This is a genomic window from Pseudomonas sp. DCB_AW, from assembly GCF_026240895.1.
Lineage (GTDB): Bacteria > Pseudomonadota > Gammaproteobacteria > Pseudomonadales > Pseudomonadaceae > Aquipseudomonas > Aquipseudomonas kermanshahensis.
The window spans coordinates 1-20,753 of record NZ_JAPFCE010000027.1; the positions used below are offsets into that span (position 1 = coordinate 1).

Sequence of the window (20,753 nt, forward strand, 5' to 3'; positions counted from 1 at the left end):
CATGCTTCGCCTGGCAGGCCGCAAGCTGGCGATCCTGACCCTGCTTGGCGACCTGTGCAAGGGCTTGTTGCCCGTATTGCTTGCCCGCGCTGCCGGCCTCGACCTGCAGGAGCAGGCCTGGGTTGGCATTGTTATCGCTGGAGCGGGTGAAGTACTGCTTGTCGAACAGGTTCTTCACCCCCGCCGCCAGCGTCAGGTTGGACAGCTTCGGCCCGAAGTCGTACCCACCGCGGGCATGCCAGGTCACGTAGCCCGGAATGTCGCCATACTGCCCATCGGCGCTCGGCTCGGTGATGTAGTCGCCATTGAAGCTGCCATCGGCATTGATACCGGTACCCGGCGCGCGCTGCTTGGATTGGGCGTAAGCGTCCAGGTTCCAGGTCCAGTGGTTGACCGCGTAACGCACGCCGGCAGTGGCCACCTGGCGTGAATAGAACGGCAGATCACGGCCCTTGAAGCCAGGAATCTCCCCCTCGTAGGTCGCGCGGGTATAGGTATAGCCGCCATTGACCGACAGCCCCTCCAGCCGTGCATCCAGCCCGGCCAGGTCATAGCGCACCGACGCCTCGATCCCTTGGTGCTTGGTGGCGCCCAGGTTGGTCCAACCGACATCGTTGCTGATGTACTGCAGCTCGTCATCGAAGTCGATGTAGAACGCTGTCAGCTCACCGGCGAAGCCGCCATTGTCATAACGCGTCCCGACCTCGTAGGTCTTGGCCTTTTCCGGTTCCAGGCCATTGGCCGTGCTGTTGCCGGTGCCGCCTTGGCCCAGCTGGAAGTACTGCAGGCTGCCGAACGAGGTCTCGTAGTTGGCGAACACCTTCCAGGCATCGGAGAGGTGGTACATCACACTCAGCGCCGGCAGCGGCTCGTTGCTGGTGATGCTGCGCTTTTTCTCCGCCACCGGGCGGTTGTTGGCGTCCAGCACCGGGCGGTCGCGCCAGTCGGTGTTGATGTGCTCGAAACGCACGCCCGGGGTGATGGTCCAGTTGCCAACGTCGATCTTGTCATCGATGTAGTAGGCGCTGGCTTCGGTGCCGCCGCTGCGGTCCTGGAACACGTGGCCATCGGAGGTCGGGGTCGACGTCGGTACGTTGTCGATCAGCGCCAGGCGGGTCGACTGCTCGCGCATGGCTTCTTTCAGGTAGCGATAACCAACACTGACTTCCTGGGTGGTCGGGCCGGCGAAGAAGATCCGCGACACCCGCGGCTCGATGGCGAAGGTGTGGTAGTTGCGCGGGTACGAGGACAGGGTCTTCATGTCACGCGAGGCGATGGCACTGCCGCGAAAACTGTCGGTGTAGTAGGTCAGCACTTCGAACTGGGTGGCGTCGTCGAGCTGGCGCTGCCACTTGAACGACACGTCCTTGCGCCGGCCGGCAAAGTAGTCGTAGTCACGCAGCGACTGGTACGGGTTGCTGTCGTACTGAGCCTGGGTCAGGCCACCGGGCATGTCGGCACGGCCATCGTAGTAGTGGAAGTTGAGCCAGAACTCGTCGACGTCGGTCGGCGCCCAGTGGGTCTTGAGGATGACGTCGTCGATGTCGTTGCCGTTGTTGCTCTCGCGGTAGCCGTTGCCGTTCACCCCGGTGTACAACAGCGCAACGCCCATGCCGTTGTCGGCGGTGCCGCCGACGAAGGCCGATTCGGTGTGCTTCCAGCCGCCGTGCTGCGAGGTTTCCAGGGTGGTGGAAAGTTGCGCCGAGGCCTGCTCCGGGATTGCCCGGGTGACGAAGTTGATCACCCCACCGACGTTCTGCGGGCCATAGCGCACAGAGCCGGCACCGCGGACCACGTCGATGCTGTCGAGGTTGCCCGAAGAGATCGGCGCCATCGACAACTGCGGCTGGCCATAGGGGGCGAAGGCAGCCGGGATGCCATCGATCAACACGGTCGAGCGTGGTGACAAACGCGAGGTCAGGCCGCGCACGCCAACGTTCAGTGAAAGGTCGCTGCCACCGGTGCCATTGGAATCCTGCACCTGTACGCCAGGGATACCGCGCAGCACGTCACGCACGTTCATCGCGCCCTTCTCCACCATGGCCTCACGCCGCACCACGGTGCGCGCGCCTGGGTGGTTCTGGACCACGGCCTGGTCAGCATCGCCCAGCCAGTCGCCGACAACCTTGATGTCGGTGGGCGCCAGCTCCAGGCTACCGCTGCCCAGGTCGAGCGTGGTGGGCAGTGGCTTGACCACCACGGTGTCCTGCGACACCTCGAACGTCAGCCCGCTGCCTTGCAGCAACTGTTGCAGCGCCTGCACCGGCGCCAGGTTGCCGGACACTGCCGGGGCCTGTTTACCGGCCACGAGTTCCGGGCTGTAGAACAGCTGCAGGTTGGTTTGCTGGCCCAGCTGGCTTAGCGCCGAAGCCAGCGGTTGCGCCTGGATCTGAATGGCAGTGCCGGCCTGCTCGGCCTGGCTGTTGACGGCCACGGCACTGACCGCAAGGGCCAGCGCCAGGGCGCGCACGCGTGGGAAAGGCTTGTTGTTGTTCACGTCGTCAAGACATCCTGAAGTTCGGGATAAACGCCAACCGCATGCAAATGGAAATGCTTGGCAGTTGCAGCTGGCGAGGAAGACGAACGGGCTGAAAAAAACCTGAATCTATTTCGCGATTATTTCGCGAGAACCGTCTTCATGGGCTTTGATGGCCACCGGCAGAATGCTCGGCAAGGCGCGCAACAAGGCATCGGTGTCGTCGCTGCTGAAGGTGCTAGACAGGCGCAACTGCGCCACCTTGCCGGGGGCAACGCGCAGCGGCTCAGTGCGGTAGCGCGACACTTCGGCCACCACCTCGGCCAGGGTGGCGTTGTCGAACACCAGCTTGCCCTGGCGCCAGGCGGTGAGCGCGGCGGCATTGACCGCGTAGGGAGGCGTCACCTTGCCTTGAGCATCTATATGCGCGCCCAGGCCGGCCGTCAGTTGCGCCTGCGAGGCATCCTTGCCCTGCACACGCACCGAACCCTGCTCCACCGCCACGCGGGTGGCGGCCGGGTCCAGGCGCACATCGAAGCGGGTGCCGGTGACGGTCACGCTGCCTTGGGCGGTGTCGACCACAAACGGCCGGCTGCTGTCGTGGGCCACGATGAACATCGCTTCGCCGGCATTCAGCTGGATGTGCCGACGCCCGGCGCTGAAATCGACCTGCAGTTGCGTGCCGCCGTTCAGCGTCAGTTGCGATCCATCCGGCAACTCGACCTGCCGACGTTCGGCAAAGGCGGTCTGCAGCTGGCCCTGGTGGTTGAGGCGCTGGTACTGCCAGCCACTCCAGGCCACCCCCAGGGCAACCACCGCCACCCCGGCCGCCAGTGCCTGGCGTACCAGGCGCCGCCGTGGCAGTTGATGCACGGGCTCTGCTTGGCACAGCGCCTCGAGGCGCTGGCGTGGAATGAAGTCGGCGGCGCGCCACAGGCTGGCAAGCTGCTCGAATTCATCGCGATGGCGCGGGTCCACTGCCAACCAGGTGTGCAAGCGCGCCTGCAGCTCGGCATCCCGCGGCGCGTCCTGCACGCGGGCGAACCATTCGGCCGCCTGCTCGCGGACGGTGTCGGTGCCGTGCTGTTTCATCGAGGTCTCCTGACTCATCATCCCGACACATCCAGGTGTTCACGCAGGTGTCGGAGCGTGCGGATCATATACTTTTCGACCATGTTCTTGCTCAAGCCCATGCGCTGAGCGATCTCGGCCTGGGTCAGGCCTTCGAGCTTCTGCCAGATGAACACCCGGCGGCAGTTGAGGGGCAATTCGGCCAGCGCCCGTTCGACGCTGTCGGCCAGCTCCAGGGCGTGCACATAGGCTTCGGGGTCGCCGCTGCTGCTTGTGCTGCTTTCATCGAACACTTCCAGCGCCTGGCGCCGGTCCTCGCGGCGAAAACCATCCACGGCAATGTTGCGCGCCGTCTGGTGCAGGTAAGCGCGTGGCTGCTCGACCTGCTCGCGGGGGTTCTCCAGAACCCTGACGAAGGCATCGTGCGTGAGGTCCTCGGCCTGCTGGCGACTGCGCAGCTTGCGCGTCCAGGTGCCGATCAGCTCATGGTAGTGGTCGAGGAAGCCTTTGTGTGCGGACACGGTGGGGGTCGTCAGGGAGGCAGACAAGGGTGCGAATAGTAATGTTTCTCATCAAAACCGGCAAATCCGCCAGTCGGTAACAAAAAATTTTTGCGGATTTCCTGGACGGAAGTGCCAGCAAATCGTGGCCATAAATATGAACACCACCGGCCCCTTCGCGGGTAAACCCGCTCCCACAGGAATAGCGTAATCCCTGTGGGAGCGGGTTTACCCGCGAAAGGGACAACACGGTCTATTCCACAATTTTTTACGCTTGCGAACCCCAGGGGAACATCTGCCGGTCACATGAGTCGGTTATTCAAATGGCAGGTCGTCGATCCGCGACGAACACGCCCGGATTGCCTGTTGATCTTGCATTCTTCACGCCCTAAAGTGCGCGCCGAACGTCCATGCTGGAAACGATCCATCCGGCTCAAGTACTGAGTAGGCGAACCAAAGTGGGGATACGGAGGACGTTCAGTTTGCAGCCACTTATCTTTTCAGTTTGCCCATGGAGTCCCTGAGCATGTCGATCCAGGTCGAAGACTATTTCGCGCGTGACACCTTCCAGAAAATGAAGGCGTTCGCCGACAAGCAGGAAACCCCGTTCGTACTCATCGATACCCAGATGATCAGCCAGGCCTATGACGACCTGCGCGCCGGTTTCGAATTCGCCAAGGTCTACTACGCGGTCAAGGCCAACCCGGCGGTCGAGATCATCGACCTGCTCAAAGAAAAAGGTTCGAGCTTCGACATCGCCTCGATCTACGAGCTGGACAAAGTGATGGACCGTGGCGTCAGCGCCGACCGCATCAGCTACGGCAACACCATCAAGAAGTCCAAGGACATCCGCTACTTCTACGAGAAGGGCGTGCGCCTGTATGCCACCGACTCGGAAGCCGACCTGCGCAACATCGCCAAGGCCGCACCGGGCTCCAAGGTTTACGTGCGTATCCTCACCGAAGGCTCGACCACTGCCGACTGGCCGCTGTCGCGCAAATTCGGCTGCCAGACCGACATGGCCATGGACCTGCTGATCCTCGCCCGCGACCTGGGCCTGGTGCCCTACGGCATTTCCTTCCACGTGGGATCGCAGCAGCGCGACATCAGCGTCTGGGACGCTGCCATCGCCAAGGTCAAGGTGATCTTCGAACGCCTGAAAGAAGAAGACGGCATCGAACTGAAGCTGATCAACATGGGTGGCGGCTTCCCGGCCAACTACATCACCCGTACCAACAGCCTCGAAACCTACGCCGAAGAAATCATCCGCTTCCTGAAGGAAGACTTCGGTGACGACCTGCCGGAAATCATCCTCGAGCCAGGCCGTTCGCTGATCGCCAACGCCGGCATCCTGGTCAGCGAAGTGGTGCTGGTGGCGCGCAAGTCGCGCACCGCGGTCGAGCGCTGGGTGTACACCGACGTGGGCAAGTTCTCGGGCCTGATCGAAACCATGGACGAGTCCATCAAGTTCCCGATCTGGACCGAGAAGAAAGGCGAGATGGAAGAAGTGGTCATCGCCGGCCCGACGTGCGACAGCGCCGACATCATGTACGAGCACTACAAGTACGGCCTGCCGCTGAACCTGGCGATCGGTGACCGCCTGTACTGGCTGTCGACCGGTGCCTACACCACCAGCTACAGCGCGGTGGAATTCAACGGCTTCCCGCCGCTGAAGGCCTACTACCTGTAATGAACAACGGGGCCGCAAGGCCCCGTTTTCATGTGTGCGTCAGTGCCGGCCTCTTCGCGGGGCAAGCCCGCTCCCACAGGCCCCTGATGTGCCACAGGCAACAGATAACTTGTGGGAGCGGGCTTGCCCCGCGAAGAGGCCAGCAGTCTAGACATCATTCCCCGCGCTGTTCGAGTTCCTCGGCATACCCTGCTGCATACCCCGCCAGCAACGGCCCAGCCCCACGCAATGTAGCCACCGCACTGCGCAAGAAATTCACATTCCCCTCAACCCGCGCCCGCTCCAGCCAAGGCCCGGCTTCAGTCAGTTGCCCCCGCTCGACCAGCACCATCGCCAAACTGAACATCCCGCGAAAGTCCCCCGCCTCGGCCGAACGCCGATACCAGCGCACCGCCCGCGCCGGGCTTGCCGCCGTGGCAATGCCCTGCTCCAGGTAACGCCCGTACAGGTTCATCGACTTGGCATGCCCCAACTGCGCGGCCTTCTCGTAACAGACCAAGGCCTGGGCCTGATTGGCCGGCACCCCGCGCCCGGTGGCCAGTAGGTTGCCCAGATTGTAAAGGCCCCAGTCCAGCCCGGCGTCTGCCGCCCGGGCATAGTGAATGGCCGCCTGCGTCAGGCTGGCTTCACCGCCCCAACCATGCTCCAGGCAGCGCCCCAGCATGTTGCAGGCCATGACACTGCCTCCCTCCGTGGCAATGGCGAACCAGCGCCGAGCCAGGTCTACATCCTGCTCGATACCGCGCCCATCGAGCAGAATCTGCCCCAGCAGCAACTGCGCCTCAACCACCCCCTCCCCCGCTGCTGCCAGGATCGCCTGGGCCGCCTTGCCGGGGCTGTCTTCGAGCATGGCCTTGAGCCCTGCAACATCCACCACTTCTTCACGACGCAACGGGTATGACACGGTTCAGACCTCAGCCCAGCGGCGCAGCAGGTTGTGGTAAGTCCCCGTCAACTGCAGCAGCGATGGGTGATCGGGCACATCGGCGGTGAGTTGCTGGATGGCATTGTCCATCTCGAACAGCAGCGCACGCTGGCTGTCCTCGCGCACCAGGCTCTGCGTCCAGAAAAACGCCGCATAACGCTGGCCGCGGGTCACCGGGTTGACCTTGTGCAGGCTGGTGCCGGGGTACAGCACCAGGTCGCCAGCTGCCAACTTGACCTGCTGCACGCCGTAAGTGTCCTGAATCACCAGTTCGCCGCCGTCGTAGCTGTCCGGGTCGCTGAGGAACAGCGTCGAGGACAGGTCGGTACGCACGCGCTCCGGGCTGCCCTTGGGCTGGCGCAATGCATTGTCGATGTGGAAGCCGAAGTTGCCGCCTTCGCGGTAGCAGTTGATCAGCGGTGGAAACACCTTGTGCGGCAGCGCTGCTGACATGAAGCGCGGCGTGTTCCACAGGCGGTCGATCAGCGCGCTGCCCAGCTCCTTCGCCAGCGGGTGGCCTTCAGGCAACTGCAGGTTGTGCTTGGCCTTGGCCGATTGATACCCGGCAGTGACCTTGCCATCGGCCCAATCAGCCTGCTCCAGCGCCTCGCGGATACGCGTGAGTTCGTCGGCATCGAACAGGCCGGGTATGTGAAGCAGCATGGCGGCGGCACCTGGGCAAATGTAAAGGCGTCAATGATATTGATTCCCTTTTACATACTACAAGCCCCATTCGCCGCTTAAGACGTTTCAGCCACTGAAAACCGTAAGGGCAAACTGTAAAGATTGTAAATTCTTCACGAATGGTAACGACTCTCAATTGTTAGTCACAATTGCTTACATTAAGATCCGCCGCCTTATCACCTTGGGGAAGGTCCTTACCAATGCGTCACTACGTGCCATCTGCTGTGAGTTCACCACGCCTGATCGTGACCGCCATCGGCGTCGCCATCACTGCTTCGACCGCCTACGCTGCCGAGCCTGCCGCCAACAACGCTGTCACCCTTGACGCCACCAGCGTCAACGGCAAGGCCGAACAAGCCAGCACCGACTACAAGGTCGAGAAGGCCTCATCGCAGAAGTACACCGCGCCGCTGGTAGACACCCCACGCTCGGTCACGGTGATCCCGCAACAGGTCATCAAGGACACCAACGCCCTCAGCCTGCAGGACGCCCTGCGCACGGTACCTGGCATCACCTTTGGTGCCGGTGAAGGCGGCAACCCGCAAGGTGACCGGCCATTCATCCGCGGCTTCGACGCCCAGGGCGACACCTACCTGGACGGCGTACGCGATACCGGCGCGCAAACCCGCGAGATCTTCGCCATCGAGTCGGTGGAAGTGGCCAAGGGCCCTAACTCGGCCATCGGTGGCCGTGGCGCAGCAGGCGGCACCATCAACCTGGTGAGCAAGCGCGCGCACCTGGGCAACTCGCTGGATGGCGCCTGGACCTGGGGCAGTGACCAGACCCAACGCTACACCTTCGATGGCAACTACCAGTTCAGCGACACAGTGGCCGGTCGTCTCAATTTGATGACCCACGAGAGCAACGTCGCCGGCCGCGACAAGGTCAACTACGACCGCTGGGGCATCGCCCCGTCCCTGGCTTTCGGCCTGGGCACCCCGACCCGCGTCAACCTCGACTACTACCACCTGGAAAGCGACGACCTGCCGGATTCCGGCATCCCGTACACCATTCCTACCGGTGGTAGCGGCGCCCGTACCTCGGCGCACCCGAGCAAACCGTACGATGGTGGTGACAGCGACAACTTCTATGGCCTCACCGGCCGCGACTTCCGCAAGAGCCGCGTCGACATCGCCACCTTCGCGATCGAGCACGACCTGACCGACGCGCTGACCATCAAGAACACCCTGCGTCACGGCAACAGCATGCAGGACTACATCCTGACCCAGCCCGACGACAGCAAGGGCAACGTCAACAACGGCAGCGTCTGGCGCCGCGCCAACAGCCGCGTTGGCAACACCGCCACCACCACCAACCAGACCGACCTGTTTGGTGAGTTCTATGTGGGCGGGATGAAGAACAGCTTCTCCACCGGCATCGAGCTGAGCCGGGAAGAGAGCAAGCGTTCGTCGTACACCGTTGATACCAACACGGGGGGCTCTACTGCCTCGACGTGCAACCCGAGCCTGATCGGCGCCAACAGCGGCTACAACTGCACCTCGTTGAGCAATCCGAACCCGGATGATCCGTGGAATGGCGCGATCTCGCGCAACTACGCCGGCACCGACACCAAGAGCAACACCCGCGCTCTGTACGTCTTCGACACCTTGGAGCTGACGCCTGACTGGCTGCTGAACATGGGCCTGCGCTACGACCACTTCGATACCCAGTACCGCACCTACGATGCCGCTGGCGCCACCGTGGTCAACGCCAAGGGCGTGGCCTCCAAGGGCCGTGATACCAGCGAGTTCATCACCGGCCAACTGGGCCTGGTCTGGAAACCGGCCGAAAACGGCAGCATCTATGTCTCCTACGCCACCTCCGCGACGCCACCCGGCGCGATGCTCGGCGAGGGCACCGAAGGCAACCCTCTGGGCAACACCAGCGACCGCGCCGGCAACCTGCTGAGCAGCGACATGGAGCCGGAAGAAACCACCAACTACGAGATCGGCACCAAGTGGGACCTGCTCGACCAGCGCCTGTCCCTGGCCGCCGCGCTGTTCCGCACCGAGAAGGAAAACGCCCGCGTTCAGGTGGACACCACCACCTACGAAAACGTCGGCGAAACCCGCGTGCAGGGTATCGAGCTGTCGGCCAGCGGCAAGCTCACTGACAAGTGGCAGGTCTTTGCCGGCTACACCTACATGCAGGCGCGCCAGATCGATGGCGGCCCGCTGGGCAAGGCCAACGATGGCAACCAACTGCCGAACACGCCAAACAACAGCGCCAGCCTGTGGACCACGTACTCGATCACGCCGAAGCTGACCGTCGGGGGTGGCGCGTTCTATGTGGATGACGTGTACGGCAGTGTGGCCAACACCACCATGGTCGACAGCTACGTGCGCTACGACGCCATGGCCGCCTACAAGCTGACCAAGAACGTCGACCTGCAGCTGAACGTGCAGAACCTGACCAACGAGGTGTACTACGACAAGGCGTTCTCCACCCACTTCGCCAACCAGGCGGCTGGGCGGACTGCTCTGTTGACCACCAGCGTCCACTTCTGATGTCGGGATTGGGTTGATCTGTTGAATGGGCTGTGCCTGTGCCGGCCCTTTCGCGGCTAAAGCCGCTCCCACAGGTATTCCACTGACCTCGAGTTTCGTGGTGTCCCTGTGGGAGCGGCTTTAGCCGCGAAGAGGCCGGCACAGGCTACATACAACCGGTAAACAACACCCACCCCTGCCCCGTTCATTGAGCGGGGCTTTTGCGTATCAAGGCATAATGCACACCGCGCAGGCTGCGGCAGCTACACAAGGTGATCGATGTGGTGAAGAAGACGCTGTTCCAATTGCACTGGTTCTTTGGCATCACCGCTGGCCTGGTGCTGGCCTTGATGGGCATCACCGGGGCGATCTGGTCGTTTCAGGAAGAACTGCTGCGGGCCTTCAATGCCGATGTGCTGAAGGTCGAAGTACGCCCCGAGGGCGTGTTGCCGCCCGCCGAACTGGTGCAGCGGGTCGAGGCCGCGCGAGGCGACAAGGTCGCGATGCTGTGGGTGGACCTGCACGAAGGCAATGCTGCGCGGATCTTCTTCACCCCGCCGCCGGGCCAGCGCCGTGGTGAGCTGCGTTATGCCGACCCGTACACCGGCGAGCTCAAGGGTGAAGTGGCCGGGCAGGACTTCTTCAACCTGATGCTCAACCTGCACAGGTTCCTGGCCATGGGCGACAGCGGCCGGCAGATCACCGGTGCCTGCACCCTGATGCTGATCTTCTTCTGCCTCTCCGGCCTGTACCTGCGCTGGCCGCGCAAGGCGCTCAACTGGCGGGTCTGGCTGACCTTCGAGTGGGCCAAGAAAGGCCGCGCCTTCAACTGGGACCTGCATGCCGTGGCCGGTACCTGGTGCCTGCTGTTCTACCTGCTGTTCGCCCTCACCGGCCTGTTCTGGTCCTATGAATGGTATCGCGAAGGCCTGAACAAGCTGCTGGCCGATGCGCCGGCAGCGGGCCAGCAGCAAAAACGCGGCGAAGGCCGTGGCCGCCACGGGCCACAGAAGGTCGACAAGAACGCACCGCCGCTGGTGGTCGACTACGACGCCATCTGGGCCAACCTCAAAGAGGCCGCAGGCCCGGGCCTGGCCATGTACAACCTTCGCCTGCCACCGGCGGGTGGCCAGCCGGCCAACCTGTTCTACCTGCTGGACGATGCCGCGCACCCGCGCGCGTTCAACACGCTGGTCCTCGACCCGGCCACCGGCCAGGTGAAAAGCCACGACCGCTACACCGATAAATCCTTCAAGGCGCAGTTGCTGCAGAGCGTTTACGCCCTGCACGTGGGCGAATACTTCGGCTTGCCGGGCCGGATCATCGTCACCCTCGCCAGCCTGACCATGCCGCTGTTCTTCGTCACCGGCTGGCTGCTGTACCTTGACCGCCGCCGCAAGAAACGCCAGGTTCGCGCTGCCCGAGGCGGCGTCGACAGCACCCAGGCTGGCAGCGACAGCTGGCTGATCGGCTTTGCCAGCCAGAGCGGCTTCGCCGAACAGCTGGCTTGGCAAAGTGCCGGGCAACTGCAGGCGGCTGGCCTGCCGGTGCAAGTCCGCGCCTTGGCCGAGCTGGGCGAGGATGACCTGCGCCAGGCCCGCCGCGCCTTGTTCGTGGTCAGTACCTTCGGCGACGGCGAAGCGCCAGATAGCGCCCGCGCGTTCGAGCGCAAGGTGCTTGGCCAACCCTGGGCGTTGAACAACCTGCACTATGCCGTGCTCGCCCTGGGCGACCGCCAATACCCACACTTCTGCGGCTTTGCCCGTCGCCTGCAGGCCTGGTTGGGTGAACGCGGCGCCAGCACAGCGTTCAGCCCGGTGGAGGTGGACAACGCCGACCAGGCGGCGCTGCAGCAATGGCAACAGGCACTGGCGCAGCTGACGGGGGCCCAGCCGGTCACGGCCTGGCAGCCGCCGAGTTTCGGCAACTGGACGCTGGTGCAGCGTGAGTTGATGAACCCGGGCAGCCAGGGCTTGCCGGTTTACCTGATCGGCCTGCGCCCCGAGGAGCCTGCCAGCTGGCAGGCCGGCGACCTGGTGGAAATCCTGCCGCGCAATGCTCAGCCGCGGGTCGACGCCTTCCTCGACGGCCTAGGCCTGGATGCCAACGCAACCGTACAGCTCGACGGCCTGAGCGAGACCCTGGGTCAGGCGCTGGCCAGCCGTCAGTTGCCCAGCCGGCGCGATCAGTTGGTGGGCTTGCACGCACAGGCGCTGGTCGATGCGCTGGTACCGATCGGCACGCGTGAATACTCCATCGCTTCGATCGCCAGTGATGGTGTATTGGAATTGATCGTGCGCCAGGAACGTCACCCGGATGGCAATTTCGGGCTGGGGTCTGGTTGGCTGACCGAGTACCTGCCGGTGAATGGCCTGCTGAACGTGCGCATGCGCCGCAACAGTGGCTTCCACCTGCCCGAATCGCCGGTGCCGATGATTCTGATCGGCAACGGTACTGGCCTGGCTGGCCTGCGCAGCCTGCTGCGCGCGCGGGTCAACGCGGGCGAACAACGCAATTGGCTGCTGTTCGGTGAACGTAACCGCGCGCATGACCTGCTGTGCGGCAGCGAACTGCAAGGCTGGCTCGACAGCGGCGATTTGGCACGCCTGGACCTGGCGTTTTCGCGGGATCAGGCCGAGAAGGTGTATGTGCAGGATGTGTTGCTGCAGCAGGCTGAAGCGTTCAAACGCTGGGTGGCGGATGGCGCCTGTGTGTATGTCTGCGGCAGCTTGCAGGGCATGGCGGCCGGCGTTGATGCGGCGCTCAAGGGCATGCTTGGTGAAGCCGTTGTACAGCAACTGATCGAGGATGGGCGGTATCGGCGGGATGTGTACTGATCAGATATTGATGTAAAGGCATCTGGCCCTTTCGCAGCACAAGGCTGCTCCTACAGGTGTAGCGCATAACGTGTAGGAGCAGCCTTGTGCTGCGAAAGGGCCAGTGCAGGCTGTTAGTGCAGCTCGAAGGTATCGGCATCCAGGTTCGCCGGGAACTTGGCCCGGTATGCCGCCAGCTCCGCCGCTCTCAACACCACCGTGAACACCCCGTCCGCTTCGCCAGCACTGAGCAGGCTCTCGCCCTGGAAGTCCAGTACCTGGCTGTCACCGGAATAGGCGAAGCCTTTGCCATCGGTGCCCACGCGGTTCACCGCCGCGACAAAGCACAGGTTCTCGATGCCCCGCGCCGGCAGCAGTCGGTTCCAGTGCTGGCGGCGCGCCGCCGGCCAATTGGCGGTGTACAGCAACAGGTCGGTGTCCTGGGCATCACGGCTCCACACCGGGAAGCGCAGGTCGTAGCAGATCAACGGGCGCACCCGCCAGCCCTTGATCTCGAACTGCACCTGACGCTCACCGGGGGTGTAATGCTTGTGCTCGCCCGCCATGCGGAACAGGTGGCGCTTGTCGTAGTGCAAGATCTCACCGTCCGGGCGCGCCCACAGCAGGCGATTGCGGTGGCTGCCATCGGCGGCCTGGATGATCACGCTGCCGGTGATCACCGCGTTGTACTTCTTCGCCTGGGCCTTGAGCCATTTGTAGGTCGGGCCGTTCTCGGGCTCGGCCAGGCTTTCGGACTCCATCGAGAAGCCGGTGGTGAACATCTCTGGCAGGATCACCAGGTCCACCTCACCCACTTGCTTCAGCAGTTCCTCGAAGTGCGCATAATTGGCCTCGCGGTCGTGCCAGGCCAGGGTGGTCTGCACCAAGGCGATTTTCAGGTCGGGCAGTGTACTCAGATCGCGCATAGTTTTTCCGCCGCCTGACGCAGCGTCTCCTCACGTTTGGCAAAGCACAGGCGCACCAGGCGTTGCTCGGGGATGGGTTGCTGGTAGAACACCGACACCGGAATGGTCGCCACGCCGTGCTCACGGGTCAGCCACAACGACATCTCGACATCGTTCAGGTCCGGGCGGATCTGCGAGTAGTCCACCAGCTGGAAATACGTGCCGGCCGTGCGGCGGAAACTGAAGCGCGAACCTTCGAGCAAATCGCAGAACAGGTCGCGCTTGGCCTGGTAGAAGCCTGGCAGTTCATCGAGGTGCTCGGGGTGCTCGGCCATGAAGTCGGCCAGCGCGCACTGCAACGGCGTGACGCCGCAGAAATTGACGTACTGGTGCACCTTGCGCAGCTCGGCGCTCAGGGCCGGTGGCGCGATCACGTAGCCGGTTTTCCAACCGGTCACATGGTAGGTCTTGCCGAACGAACTGACCACGAAGGCACGGTTATAGAGCTCGGCATGGGCCAGCACGCTGGCGTGGCGTACGCCGTCATAGACCAGGTGCTCGTAGACTTCGTCGCTGACCAGGTAGATATCGCGATCAGCGATCAGCTGCGCCAGCTGGTCCAGGTCTTCACGGGTGATCAGTGCGCCGCTGGGGTTGTGCGGCGAGTTGAGGATGACCATGCGTGTACGCGGGCTGAGGGCATCGCTGAACCGCTGCCAGTCGATACGGAAGTCGCCGTCGCTCAGTTGCACATGCACACAACGGCCACCGGCCAGCTCCACCGACGGCTCGTAGCTGTCATAGCACGGGTCGAAGACGATGACTTCGTCACCGGCCTGGATCACCGCCTGAATGGCGCAAAAGATTGCCTCGGTGGCACCTGGGGTGATGGTCACTTCGTGATCGGCATCCACCTGCGCGCCATACAACCGTGCGACCTTGGCCGCTACCTGCTGGCGCAGGGCCGGCAGGCCAGTCATTGGCGCGTACTGGTTATGCCCGGCGGCCACATTCCGGCCCACTGCATCGAGCAACGCCTGCGGGCCGTTGAAGTCGGGGAAGCCTTGGGAAAGGTTGAGCGCACCGGTCTGCACGGCGAGCTGGGACATGGTGGTGAAGATGGTCGTGCCGACATTCGGCAGTTTGCTGCGGATCATGGAGCCCTCTTTCCTGGGGTTTATCCGGCACGGGGTGGAGTCCGAGCATAGCGGATCGAGCGGTCAGGAAAAAGGTTGAAACAATAGGGGGATTGCTTTGGATCAAAGGGCCCCTTCGCGGCTAAAGCCGCTCCCACAGGTACTGCGCTGCACTCGATGACTGCGCTATCCCTGTGGGAGCGGCTTTAGCCGCGAAGAAGTCGACGCGAAATCAGCGCTTGTCGCGGCGCTTCTTCTCGGCCTTCTTGTGGTGCGACATCAAGCGGCGCTTCTTGTTGACCTGGCGATCGGTGAGGGTGTTTTTCTTGCCCTCGTACGGGTTCTCACCGCCTTTGTACTCGATGCGGATCGGCGTACCGACCAGTTTCAGCACGCGGCGGTAGGTGTTTTCCAGGTAACGCGAGTACGACTTGGGAATGCTTTCGGTCTGGTTGCCGTGGATCACGATCAGCGGCGGGTTGGCGCCGCCCAGGTGGGCATAACGCAGCTTGATGCGGCGGCCATTGACCAACGGCGGCTGGTGCTCGCTGACCGCATCTTCGAGGATCTGCGTCAGGCGGCTGGTTGGCCAACGGGTGACCGCCGACGTGAACGCGGCCTGTACCGACTTGTACAGGTTGCCCACGCCCGTGCCGTGCAGCGCGGAAATGAAGTGGATGTCGGCGAAATCGACGAAGAACAGCCGGCGCTCCAGCTCGGTCTTCACGTAGGCGCGCTCACCCGACTCCATGCCATCCCATTTGTTCAGGGCGATGACGATGGCGCGGCCGGCTTCGAGGGCAAAGCCCAGCAGGTTCAGGTCGTGGTCAACCACACCTTCGCGGGCATCCATGACGAAGATGACCACGTTGGCGTCTTTGATCGCCTGCAGCGTCTTGACCACCGAGAACTTCTCGACTTCCTCGTGGATCTTGCCGCGCTTGCGCACCCCGGCGGTGTCGATGAAGGTGTACTTGTCGCCATCGCGCTCGAACGGGATGTAGATACTGTCTCGGGTGGTGCCCGGCTCGTCGTAGACCACCACGCGCTCTTCGCCGAGCATGCGGTTGACCAGGGTCGACTTGCCGACGTTCGGGCGGCCGATGATGGCGATCTTGATGCCATCTTTTTCGCTTGGGCCAGGAATGCGCGCGGCTTCCTCGCCTTCGGCGACGTCTTGGTCGAGGGCTTCGTCCTCGGCATCACGCGGCAGGTGGCCGAGCACGGCTTCCATCAGGGCGTTGATACCACGGCCCTGGGAGCCCGCCACCGGAATGGCGTTGCCCATGCCCATCGGCGAGAACTCGGCGCGCGCAACGTCGGGGTCGATGTTGTCGATCTTGTTGGCAACCAGAATCGCCGACTTGTTCCGCTTGCGCAGGTGCTCGGCAATCATCTGGTCGGCTGCGGTCATGCCCGCACGGGCATCGACCAGGAACAGCACATAGTCGGCTTCTTCGATGGCCATGAGCGACTGCTCGGCCATTTTCTCGTCCATGCCCACTTCGTCACCGGTGATACCGCCGGTGTCGATCAGGATGAAAGAACGACCCTGCCAGGAGGCATCACCATACTGGCGGTCACGGGTCAGGCCCGACAGGTCACCGACGATGGCATCGCGGGTCTTGGTCAGGCGGTTGAACATGGTGGATTTGCCGACGTTCGGCCGTCCCACCAGGGCGATTACGGGAACCATGCGGCTCTCCACTCTTGAATTCTTGAAAATGCAAAGGCCGCTGCAAGGCAGCGGCCGGAGTTTGTGCGGCGTTTCCTACACCGCGGCTCAAGACCGTTGGCGGTCTTGAGCTTAGCTTCAGCGGACGGTCAGTGCCTCGAGCTTGCCGCTGTTGCCGAAGACGTAGATGGTGTCGCCGACCACCAGGGGCCGGGCGCGCAGGCCATCGCTGTCGATTCGTTCACGGCCGACGAAGCGACCATCGACCTGGCTGAGCAGGTGCAGGTAACCCTCGAAGTCCCCGACAGCCACGTAGCTGGAGAACACTTCCGGTGCCGACAGCTGACGGCGAGCCATGGAATCGTTGGTCCACAGGGCGCTGGAAGAGCGCTCGTCGACGCTTTCAACGGTACCCGAGGCTTCGCTGACATAGACGTTACCGTAACCCTGGGCGACACCCACGTAGCTGGACGCATCACGCTGCCACAGCACGCGGCCGCTTTCCAGGTCCAGGCCCGCTACGCGGCCCTGGTAGGTGCTGACGTACAGGGTACCACCGGACAGCAGCAGGCCGCCGTCGATATCTACCACGCGGTCCAACTCGGAACGCCCCTGCGGGATGGCCACACGGCTCTCCCACACTGGCACGCCGTTGTTGATATCCACCGCGATCACTTTACCGGTGGACAGACCGGCAACCGCCAGGCGGTTGGTCGCGATCGGTGCACCGGTGCCGCGCAGGGTCAGTACGGCCGGGGTGTTTTCGTAGATCCAGCGGCGGTCGCCGGTCGCGGCATCGAGGCCGATCAGGCGGTCGTCCTGGGTCTGCACTACCACCACGTCGCCGTTGTTGGCGGGCGGTGCCAGCACTTCACTGGTCACGCGCGAACGCCAGCGCTCTTCACCGGTGCTGGAGTCCAGCGCGATGACTTCGCCTTTGAGGGTGCCGAGCATGACCAGCCCGTAACCCACGCCGACAGCGCCCGACACTTGCAGGTCCAGGTCTTTTTTCCACACCACGTCGCCGGTGATACGGTCGAGGGCGAAGACTTCGCCGTTGACGTCGGAGGCGTAGATACGGTCGTTTTCGATGGCCGGTACCAGGGTGTTGTACGTCTCGCCCTGGCCGTCACCGATCGAGCGGCTCCACTGCTTCTTCAGTACCACTTCCTCGGTGAACTTGGTCAGCTCGGCCGGGGGCAGTTCCTTCTTGCTGTTGCTGCTGCAACCCGCGGCCAGTACGGCCAGGGTCAGCACTGCTGCTTGTTTCCAACCGATCACGTCACGCGTCCCCTTTGGCCAAGTCATCCAGCTTCAGTTGCAGGCCACCGACCGCTGCTTCATCCGACAGCGAGGCCTTGGCTTTCTCATAAGCGCTGTGAGCATCGTCGGCGCGACCCAGCTGCACCAGCAGGTCACCCTTCAATTCTTCGCGGCTGGCCAGGAACGCCTTGTCGGCGTCGCCGTCGAGCAGCTTGAGTGCCTCTTCGGCCTTGTCCTGGGCAGCCAGTACCCGGGCCAGGCGCTGGCGCGAGATCTCGCCCAGGGTGGCATCGGCTGGCTTGTCCAACACAGCTTTGAGCTCGGCAGCGGCGTCGTCGAGCTTGCCGCTCTCGACCGCGACCTTGGCCACGAACAGGCTGCCGTACTGGGCGTAGGCGGTACCACCGAACTCGCTCTTGAGCTTGCCGGCCAGTTCCGCGACCTTGGTTGCGTCAGGCTGGCCACTCGGCGTCAGGCTGGTTTCAAGCAAAGCCTGGTACAGCTGCGAGGCACCTTGCGACTGGTTGTTCTGGTACTTGTGCCAGGTATTCCAGCCCAGTACCACCACACCGGCCAGCAACGCGCCCGTCAGCAGCGGCTTGCCGTTGCGGTTCCACCAGTCCTTGACCCCTGCCAGGTCATCATCATCGGTACTCGACACCCCAATACTCCTTTTCGCCTATTCGCTTGTTGGACCGCGTTACGCCTGTGCGACCGCGGTTTCCAGGTGCTCAGCCAGAGCATCCCAGGCAATGTTCTGTTGTTCGCCCTGACCACGCAGGGGCTTGAAGCCGATCGCTTGCTGGGCCAGCTCGTCGTCGCCAAGAATCAGGGCGAACAGCGCGCCGCTCTTGTCGGCTTTCTTGAACTGGCTCTTGAAGCTGCCACCCCCAGCGTTGACCACCAGGCGCAGGCCCGGCAGACGATCACGCAGGCGTTCGGACAGGCGCAGGCCAGCCAGCTCGGCCTGTTCGCCGAAGGCGCAGAGGTAGACATCGACCTGACGGCTGATCGACTCGGGCACCTTGCCCAGGGTCTCCAGCAGCAGAATCAGGCGCTCGATACCCATGGCGAAACCAACGCCGGTGGTCGGCTTGCCGCCCATCTGCTCGACCAGGCCGTCGTAGCGGCCACCGGCGCAGACAGTGCCCTGGGCGCCGAGCTTGTCGGTGACCCACTCGAACACGGTCTTGCTGTAGTAGTCCAGGCCACGCACCAGCTTGGTGTTGATCACGAACGGGATACCGGCAGCCTCCAGACGGGCCTTGAGGCCCTCGAAGTGCACGCGGGATTCTTCGTCCAGGTAATCTTCGAGCTTCGGCGCGCCAACCAGCACCGCCTGGGTGTTCTGGTCCTTGCTGTCGAGGATGCGCAGCGGGTTGCTCTTCAGGCGACGCTGGCTGTCTTCGTCCAGCTGCTCGAGGCGTGCCGAGAGGAACTCGACCAGCGCATCACGGTAGCGGGCACGGGCTTCGCTGGTACCCAGGCTGTTGAGCTCGAGCTTGACCGCGTCCTGGATGCCCAGCAGGCCCCACAGGCGCCAGGTCAGCATGATCAGCTCGGCGTCGATGTCCGGCCCGTCAAGGTTGAACACTTCTACGCCGATCTGGTGGAACTGGCGGTAGCGGCCCTTTTGTGGGCGCTCGTGGCGGAACATCTGCCCGATGTACCAGAGTTTCTGCACCTGGCCGTTGCCGGTGATGCCATGTTCCAGCACGGCACGCACACAGGCGGCAGTGCCTTCGGGGCGCAGGGTGAGCGAATCGCCGTTGCGGTCCTCGAAGGTGTACATCTCTTTTTCGACGATGTCGGTCACTTCACCGATGGAGCGCTTGAACAGCTCGGTGAACTCGACGATCGGCGTGCGGATCTGGCTGTACCCGTAGGTGTCCAGCAGGCCGGCCACGGTGCCCTCGAAGTAGCGCCACAGTGGCGACTGTTCAGGCAGGATGTCGTTCATGCCACGGATGGCTTGCAGCGATTTGCTCACGAAAAGTCCTTACGAATTCTGTGTGTCAGCCACGGGCGATCAGCGCCGCGTCGGCTTCGACCTTTTCGGCCGCTTTCTGGCGGATGAGTTTTTCGAGCTCATCGACCAGGTTGTCATTGGTCAGCTTCTGCGCCGGCTTGCCGTCGATGTAGATCAGGTTCGGCGTGCCGCCGGTCAGCCCTACGTGGGCTTCCTTGGCTTCGCCGGGGCCGTTGACCACGCAACCGATCACCGCGACGTCCAGCGGCACCAACAGGTCTTCCAGGCGCCCTTCCAGCTCGTTCATGGTCTTGACCACATCGAAGTTCTGCCGCGAGCAGCTTGGGCAGGCGATGAAGTTGATGCCACGCGAACGCAGATGCAGCGACTTGAGGATGTCGTAACCGACTTTCACTTCCTCGACCGGGTCAGCAGCCAGCGAGATACGAATGGTATCGCCGATGCCTTCGGCCAGCAGCATACCGAGGCCGACGGCGGATTTCACTGTCCCCGAGCGCAGGCCACCGGCTTCGGTGATGCCCAGGTGCAGGGGCTGGATGATCTGCTTGGCCAACAGGCGGTAGGCTTCGACGGCCATGAACACGTCGGAGGCCTTGACGCTGACTTTGAAGTCCTGGAAGTCCAGGCGGTCCAGGTGCTCGACATGGCGCAGCGCCGACTCGACCAGCGCGGCTGGGGTCGGTTCGCCGTACTTCTTCTGCAGGTCCTTTTCCAGGGAGCCTGCGTTGACGCCGATACGGATCGGGATACCGCGGTCGCGGGCCGCATCGACCACGGCACGCACACGGTCTTCACGGCCGATGTTGCCCGGGTTGATGCGCAGGCAGTCGACGCCCAGTTCGGCCACACGCAAGGCGATCTTGTAGTCGAAGTGAATGTCGGCAACCAGCGGCACGCTGACCCGTTGCTTGATGCGGCCGAAGGCCTCGGCGGCGTCCATGTCTGGCACCGAGACACGCACGATGTCGACACCGGCATCCACCAGGCGCTGGATTTGCCCGACGGTGGCATCGACATCGTTGGTGTCGGTGTTGGTCATGCTTTGTACCGCGATGGGCGCATCACCACCCACCGGCACATTGCCGACCCAGATTTTGCGGGATTCGCGACGTTTGATCGGAGATTCGCCGTGCATG

14 protein-coding genes and 2 pseudogenes are annotated in these 20,753 nt (G+C 63.2%); 4 read left to right on the forward strand and 12 right to left on the reverse strand.

Annotated elements, in window-relative coordinates; genetic code table 11:
• Nucleotide 1: 1 nt before the first annotated feature.
• Nucleotides 2-91: pseudogene (locus OO306_RS28345) on the forward strand (glycerol-3-phosphate acyltransferase); the annotation flags it as partial.
• 33 nt (nucleotides 92-124) lie between these two features.
• Here OO306_RS28345 and OO306_RS15940 read toward each other — a convergent pair.
• The 3 genes and pseudogenes from OO306_RS15940 to OO306_RS15950 all read right to left on the reverse strand — a co-directional run.
• A pseudogene (locus OO306_RS15940) lies at nucleotides 125-2,497 on the reverse strand (TonB-dependent siderophore receptor); the annotation flags it as partial.
• Between the two features lie 108 nt (nucleotides 2,498-2,605).
• Nucleotides 2,606-3,568 carry a FecR family protein gene (locus OO306_RS15945; RefSeq protein ID WP_265969305.1) on the reverse strand — a complete coding sequence of 321 codons (963 nt, stop codon included), beginning with the start codon at nucleotides 3,566-3,568 and terminating at the stop codon, nucleotides 2,606-2,608.
• 17 nt (nucleotides 3,569-3,585) lie between these two features.
• Nucleotides 3,586-4,068 carry a sigma-70 family RNA polymerase sigma factor gene (locus tag OO306_RS15950; protein WP_027595562.1) on the reverse strand — a complete coding sequence of 161 codons (483 nt, stop codon included), beginning with the start codon at nucleotides 4,066-4,068 and terminating at the stop codon, nucleotides 3,586-3,588.
• A gap of 505 nt (nucleotides 4,069-4,573) precedes the next feature.
• Here OO306_RS15950 and OO306_RS15955 point away from each other — a divergent pair.
• Nucleotides 4,574-5,737, forward strand: a complete 1,164-nt coding sequence (locus tag OO306_RS15955; RefSeq protein ID WP_027595561.1) for a type III PLP-dependent enzyme — start codon at nucleotides 4,574-4,576, stop codon at nucleotides 5,735-5,737.
• Nucleotides 5,738-5,891: 154 nt separating this feature from the next.
• Here OO306_RS15955 and OO306_RS15960 read toward each other — a convergent pair whose 3' ends face one another.
• Both OO306_RS15960 and OO306_RS15965 read right to left on the reverse strand, forming a co-directional pair.
• Nucleotides 5,892-6,641, reverse strand: a complete 750-nt coding sequence (locus OO306_RS15960) for a tetratricopeptide repeat protein (RefSeq protein WP_265969306.1) — start codon at nucleotides 6,639-6,641, stop codon at nucleotides 5,892-5,894.
• A 3-nt stretch (nucleotides 6,642-6,644) separates the two neighbouring features.
• Entirely contained in the window at nucleotides 6,645-7,325 is a 681-nt protein-coding gene (locus tag OO306_RS15965) for a Fe2+-dependent dioxygenase (RefSeq protein ID WP_027595559.1), read from the reverse strand.
• Nucleotides 7,326-7,546: 221 nt separating this feature from the next.
• On the opposite strand from OO306_RS15965, the gene OO306_RS15970 reads away from it, so the two are divergent.
• Nucleotides 7,547-9,853, forward strand: a complete 2,307-nt coding sequence (locus tag OO306_RS15970) for a TonB-dependent siderophore receptor (RefSeq protein ID WP_099428375.1) — start codon at nucleotides 7,547-7,549, stop codon at nucleotides 9,851-9,853.
• A gap of 260 nt (nucleotides 9,854-10,113) precedes the next feature.
• The gene (locus OO306_RS15975; protein WP_265969307.1) at nucleotides 10,114-12,669 is read left to right on the forward strand and encodes a sulfite reductase flavoprotein subunit alpha; all 2,556 of its coding nucleotides are present in this window, start codon (nucleotides 10,114-10,116) and stop codon (nucleotides 12,667-12,669) included.
• A gap of 113 nt (nucleotides 12,670-12,782) precedes the next feature.
• Here OO306_RS15975 and OO306_RS15980 read toward each other — a convergent pair whose 3' ends face one another.
• From OO306_RS15980 to ispG, 7 genes are all read right to left on the reverse strand, one after another.
• Nucleotides 12,783-13,574 (reverse strand): amidohydrolase, encoded by a 792-nt coding sequence (locus OO306_RS15980; protein ID WP_085272641.1) that lies wholly within the window; start codon nucleotides 13,572-13,574, stop codon nucleotides 12,783-12,785.
• Nucleotides 13,562-14,710, reverse strand: coding sequence for a pyridoxal phosphate-dependent aminotransferase (locus OO306_RS15985; RefSeq protein WP_265969308.1), 1,149 nt, complete (start codon nucleotides 14,708-14,710; stop codon nucleotides 13,562-13,564). The genes OO306_RS15980 and OO306_RS15985 overlap by 13 nt, the downstream gene beginning before the upstream one ends.
• A gap of 211 nt (nucleotides 14,711-14,921) precedes the next feature.
• Nucleotides 14,922-16,385, reverse strand: a complete 1,464-nt coding sequence (gene der / locus OO306_RS15990) for a ribosome biogenesis GTPase Der (RefSeq protein WP_027595554.1) — start codon at nucleotides 16,383-16,385, stop codon at nucleotides 14,922-14,924.
• 117 nt (nucleotides 16,386-16,502) lie between these two features.
• Nucleotides 16,503-17,645 (reverse strand): outer membrane protein assembly factor BamB, encoded by a 1,143-nt coding sequence (gene bamB / locus OO306_RS15995; RefSeq protein ID WP_027595553.1) that lies wholly within the window; start codon nucleotides 17,643-17,645, stop codon nucleotides 16,503-16,505.
• A 1-nt stretch (nucleotide 17,646) separates the two neighbouring features.
• Nucleotides 17,647-18,288, reverse strand: coding sequence for a tetratricopeptide repeat protein (locus tag OO306_RS16000; RefSeq protein ID WP_027595552.1), 642 nt, complete (start codon nucleotides 18,286-18,288; stop codon nucleotides 17,647-17,649).
• A 39-nt stretch (nucleotides 18,289-18,327) separates the two neighbouring features.
• On the reverse strand, nucleotides 18,328-19,617 hold the full coding sequence (gene hisS, locus OO306_RS16005; RefSeq protein WP_027595551.1) for a histidine--tRNA ligase: 1,290 nt from the start codon (nucleotides 19,615-19,617) through the stop codon (nucleotides 18,328-18,330).
• A gap of 25 nt (nucleotides 19,618-19,642) precedes the next feature.
• Nucleotides 19,643-20,752, reverse strand: a complete 1,110-nt coding sequence (gene ispG / locus OO306_RS16010; protein ID WP_027595550.1) for a flavodoxin-dependent (E)-4-hydroxy-3-methylbut-2-enyl-diphosphate synthase — start codon at nucleotides 20,750-20,752, stop codon at nucleotides 19,643-19,645.
• Between the last annotated feature and the right edge of the window lies 1 nt (nucleotide 20,753).

Coding starts and splice junctions, on each gene's coding strand:
- OO306_RS15980 (WP_085272641.1), bottom strand. CDS start 13,574: ATGCGCGATCTGAGTACACTGCCCGACCTGAAAATCGCCTTGGTGCAG.
- OO306_RS15965 (WP_027595559.1), bottom strand. CDS start 7,325: ATGCTGCTTCACATACCCGGCCTGTTCGATGCCGACGAACTCACGCGT.
- der (WP_027595554.1), bottom strand. CDS start 16,385: ATGGTTCCCGTAATCGCCCTGGTGGGACGGCCGAACGTCGGCAAATCC.
- ispG (WP_027595550.1), bottom strand. CDS start 20,752: ATGCACGGCGAATCTCCGATCAAACGTCGCGAATCCCGCAAAATCTGG.
- OO306_RS15955 (WP_027595561.1), top strand. CDS start 4,574: ATGTCGATCCAGGTCGAAGACTATTTCGCGCGTGACACCTTCCAGAAA.
- OO306_RS15945 (WP_265969305.1), bottom strand. CDS start 3,568: ATGAAACAGCACGGCACCGACACCGTCCGCGAGCAGGCGGCCGAATGG.
- OO306_RS15970 (WP_099428375.1), top strand. CDS start 7,547: ATGCGTCACTACGTGCCATCTGCTGTGAGTTCACCACGCCTGATCGTG.
- OO306_RS15985 (WP_265969308.1), bottom strand. CDS start 14,710: ATGATCCGCAGCAAACTGCCGAATGTCGGCACGACCATCTTCACCACC.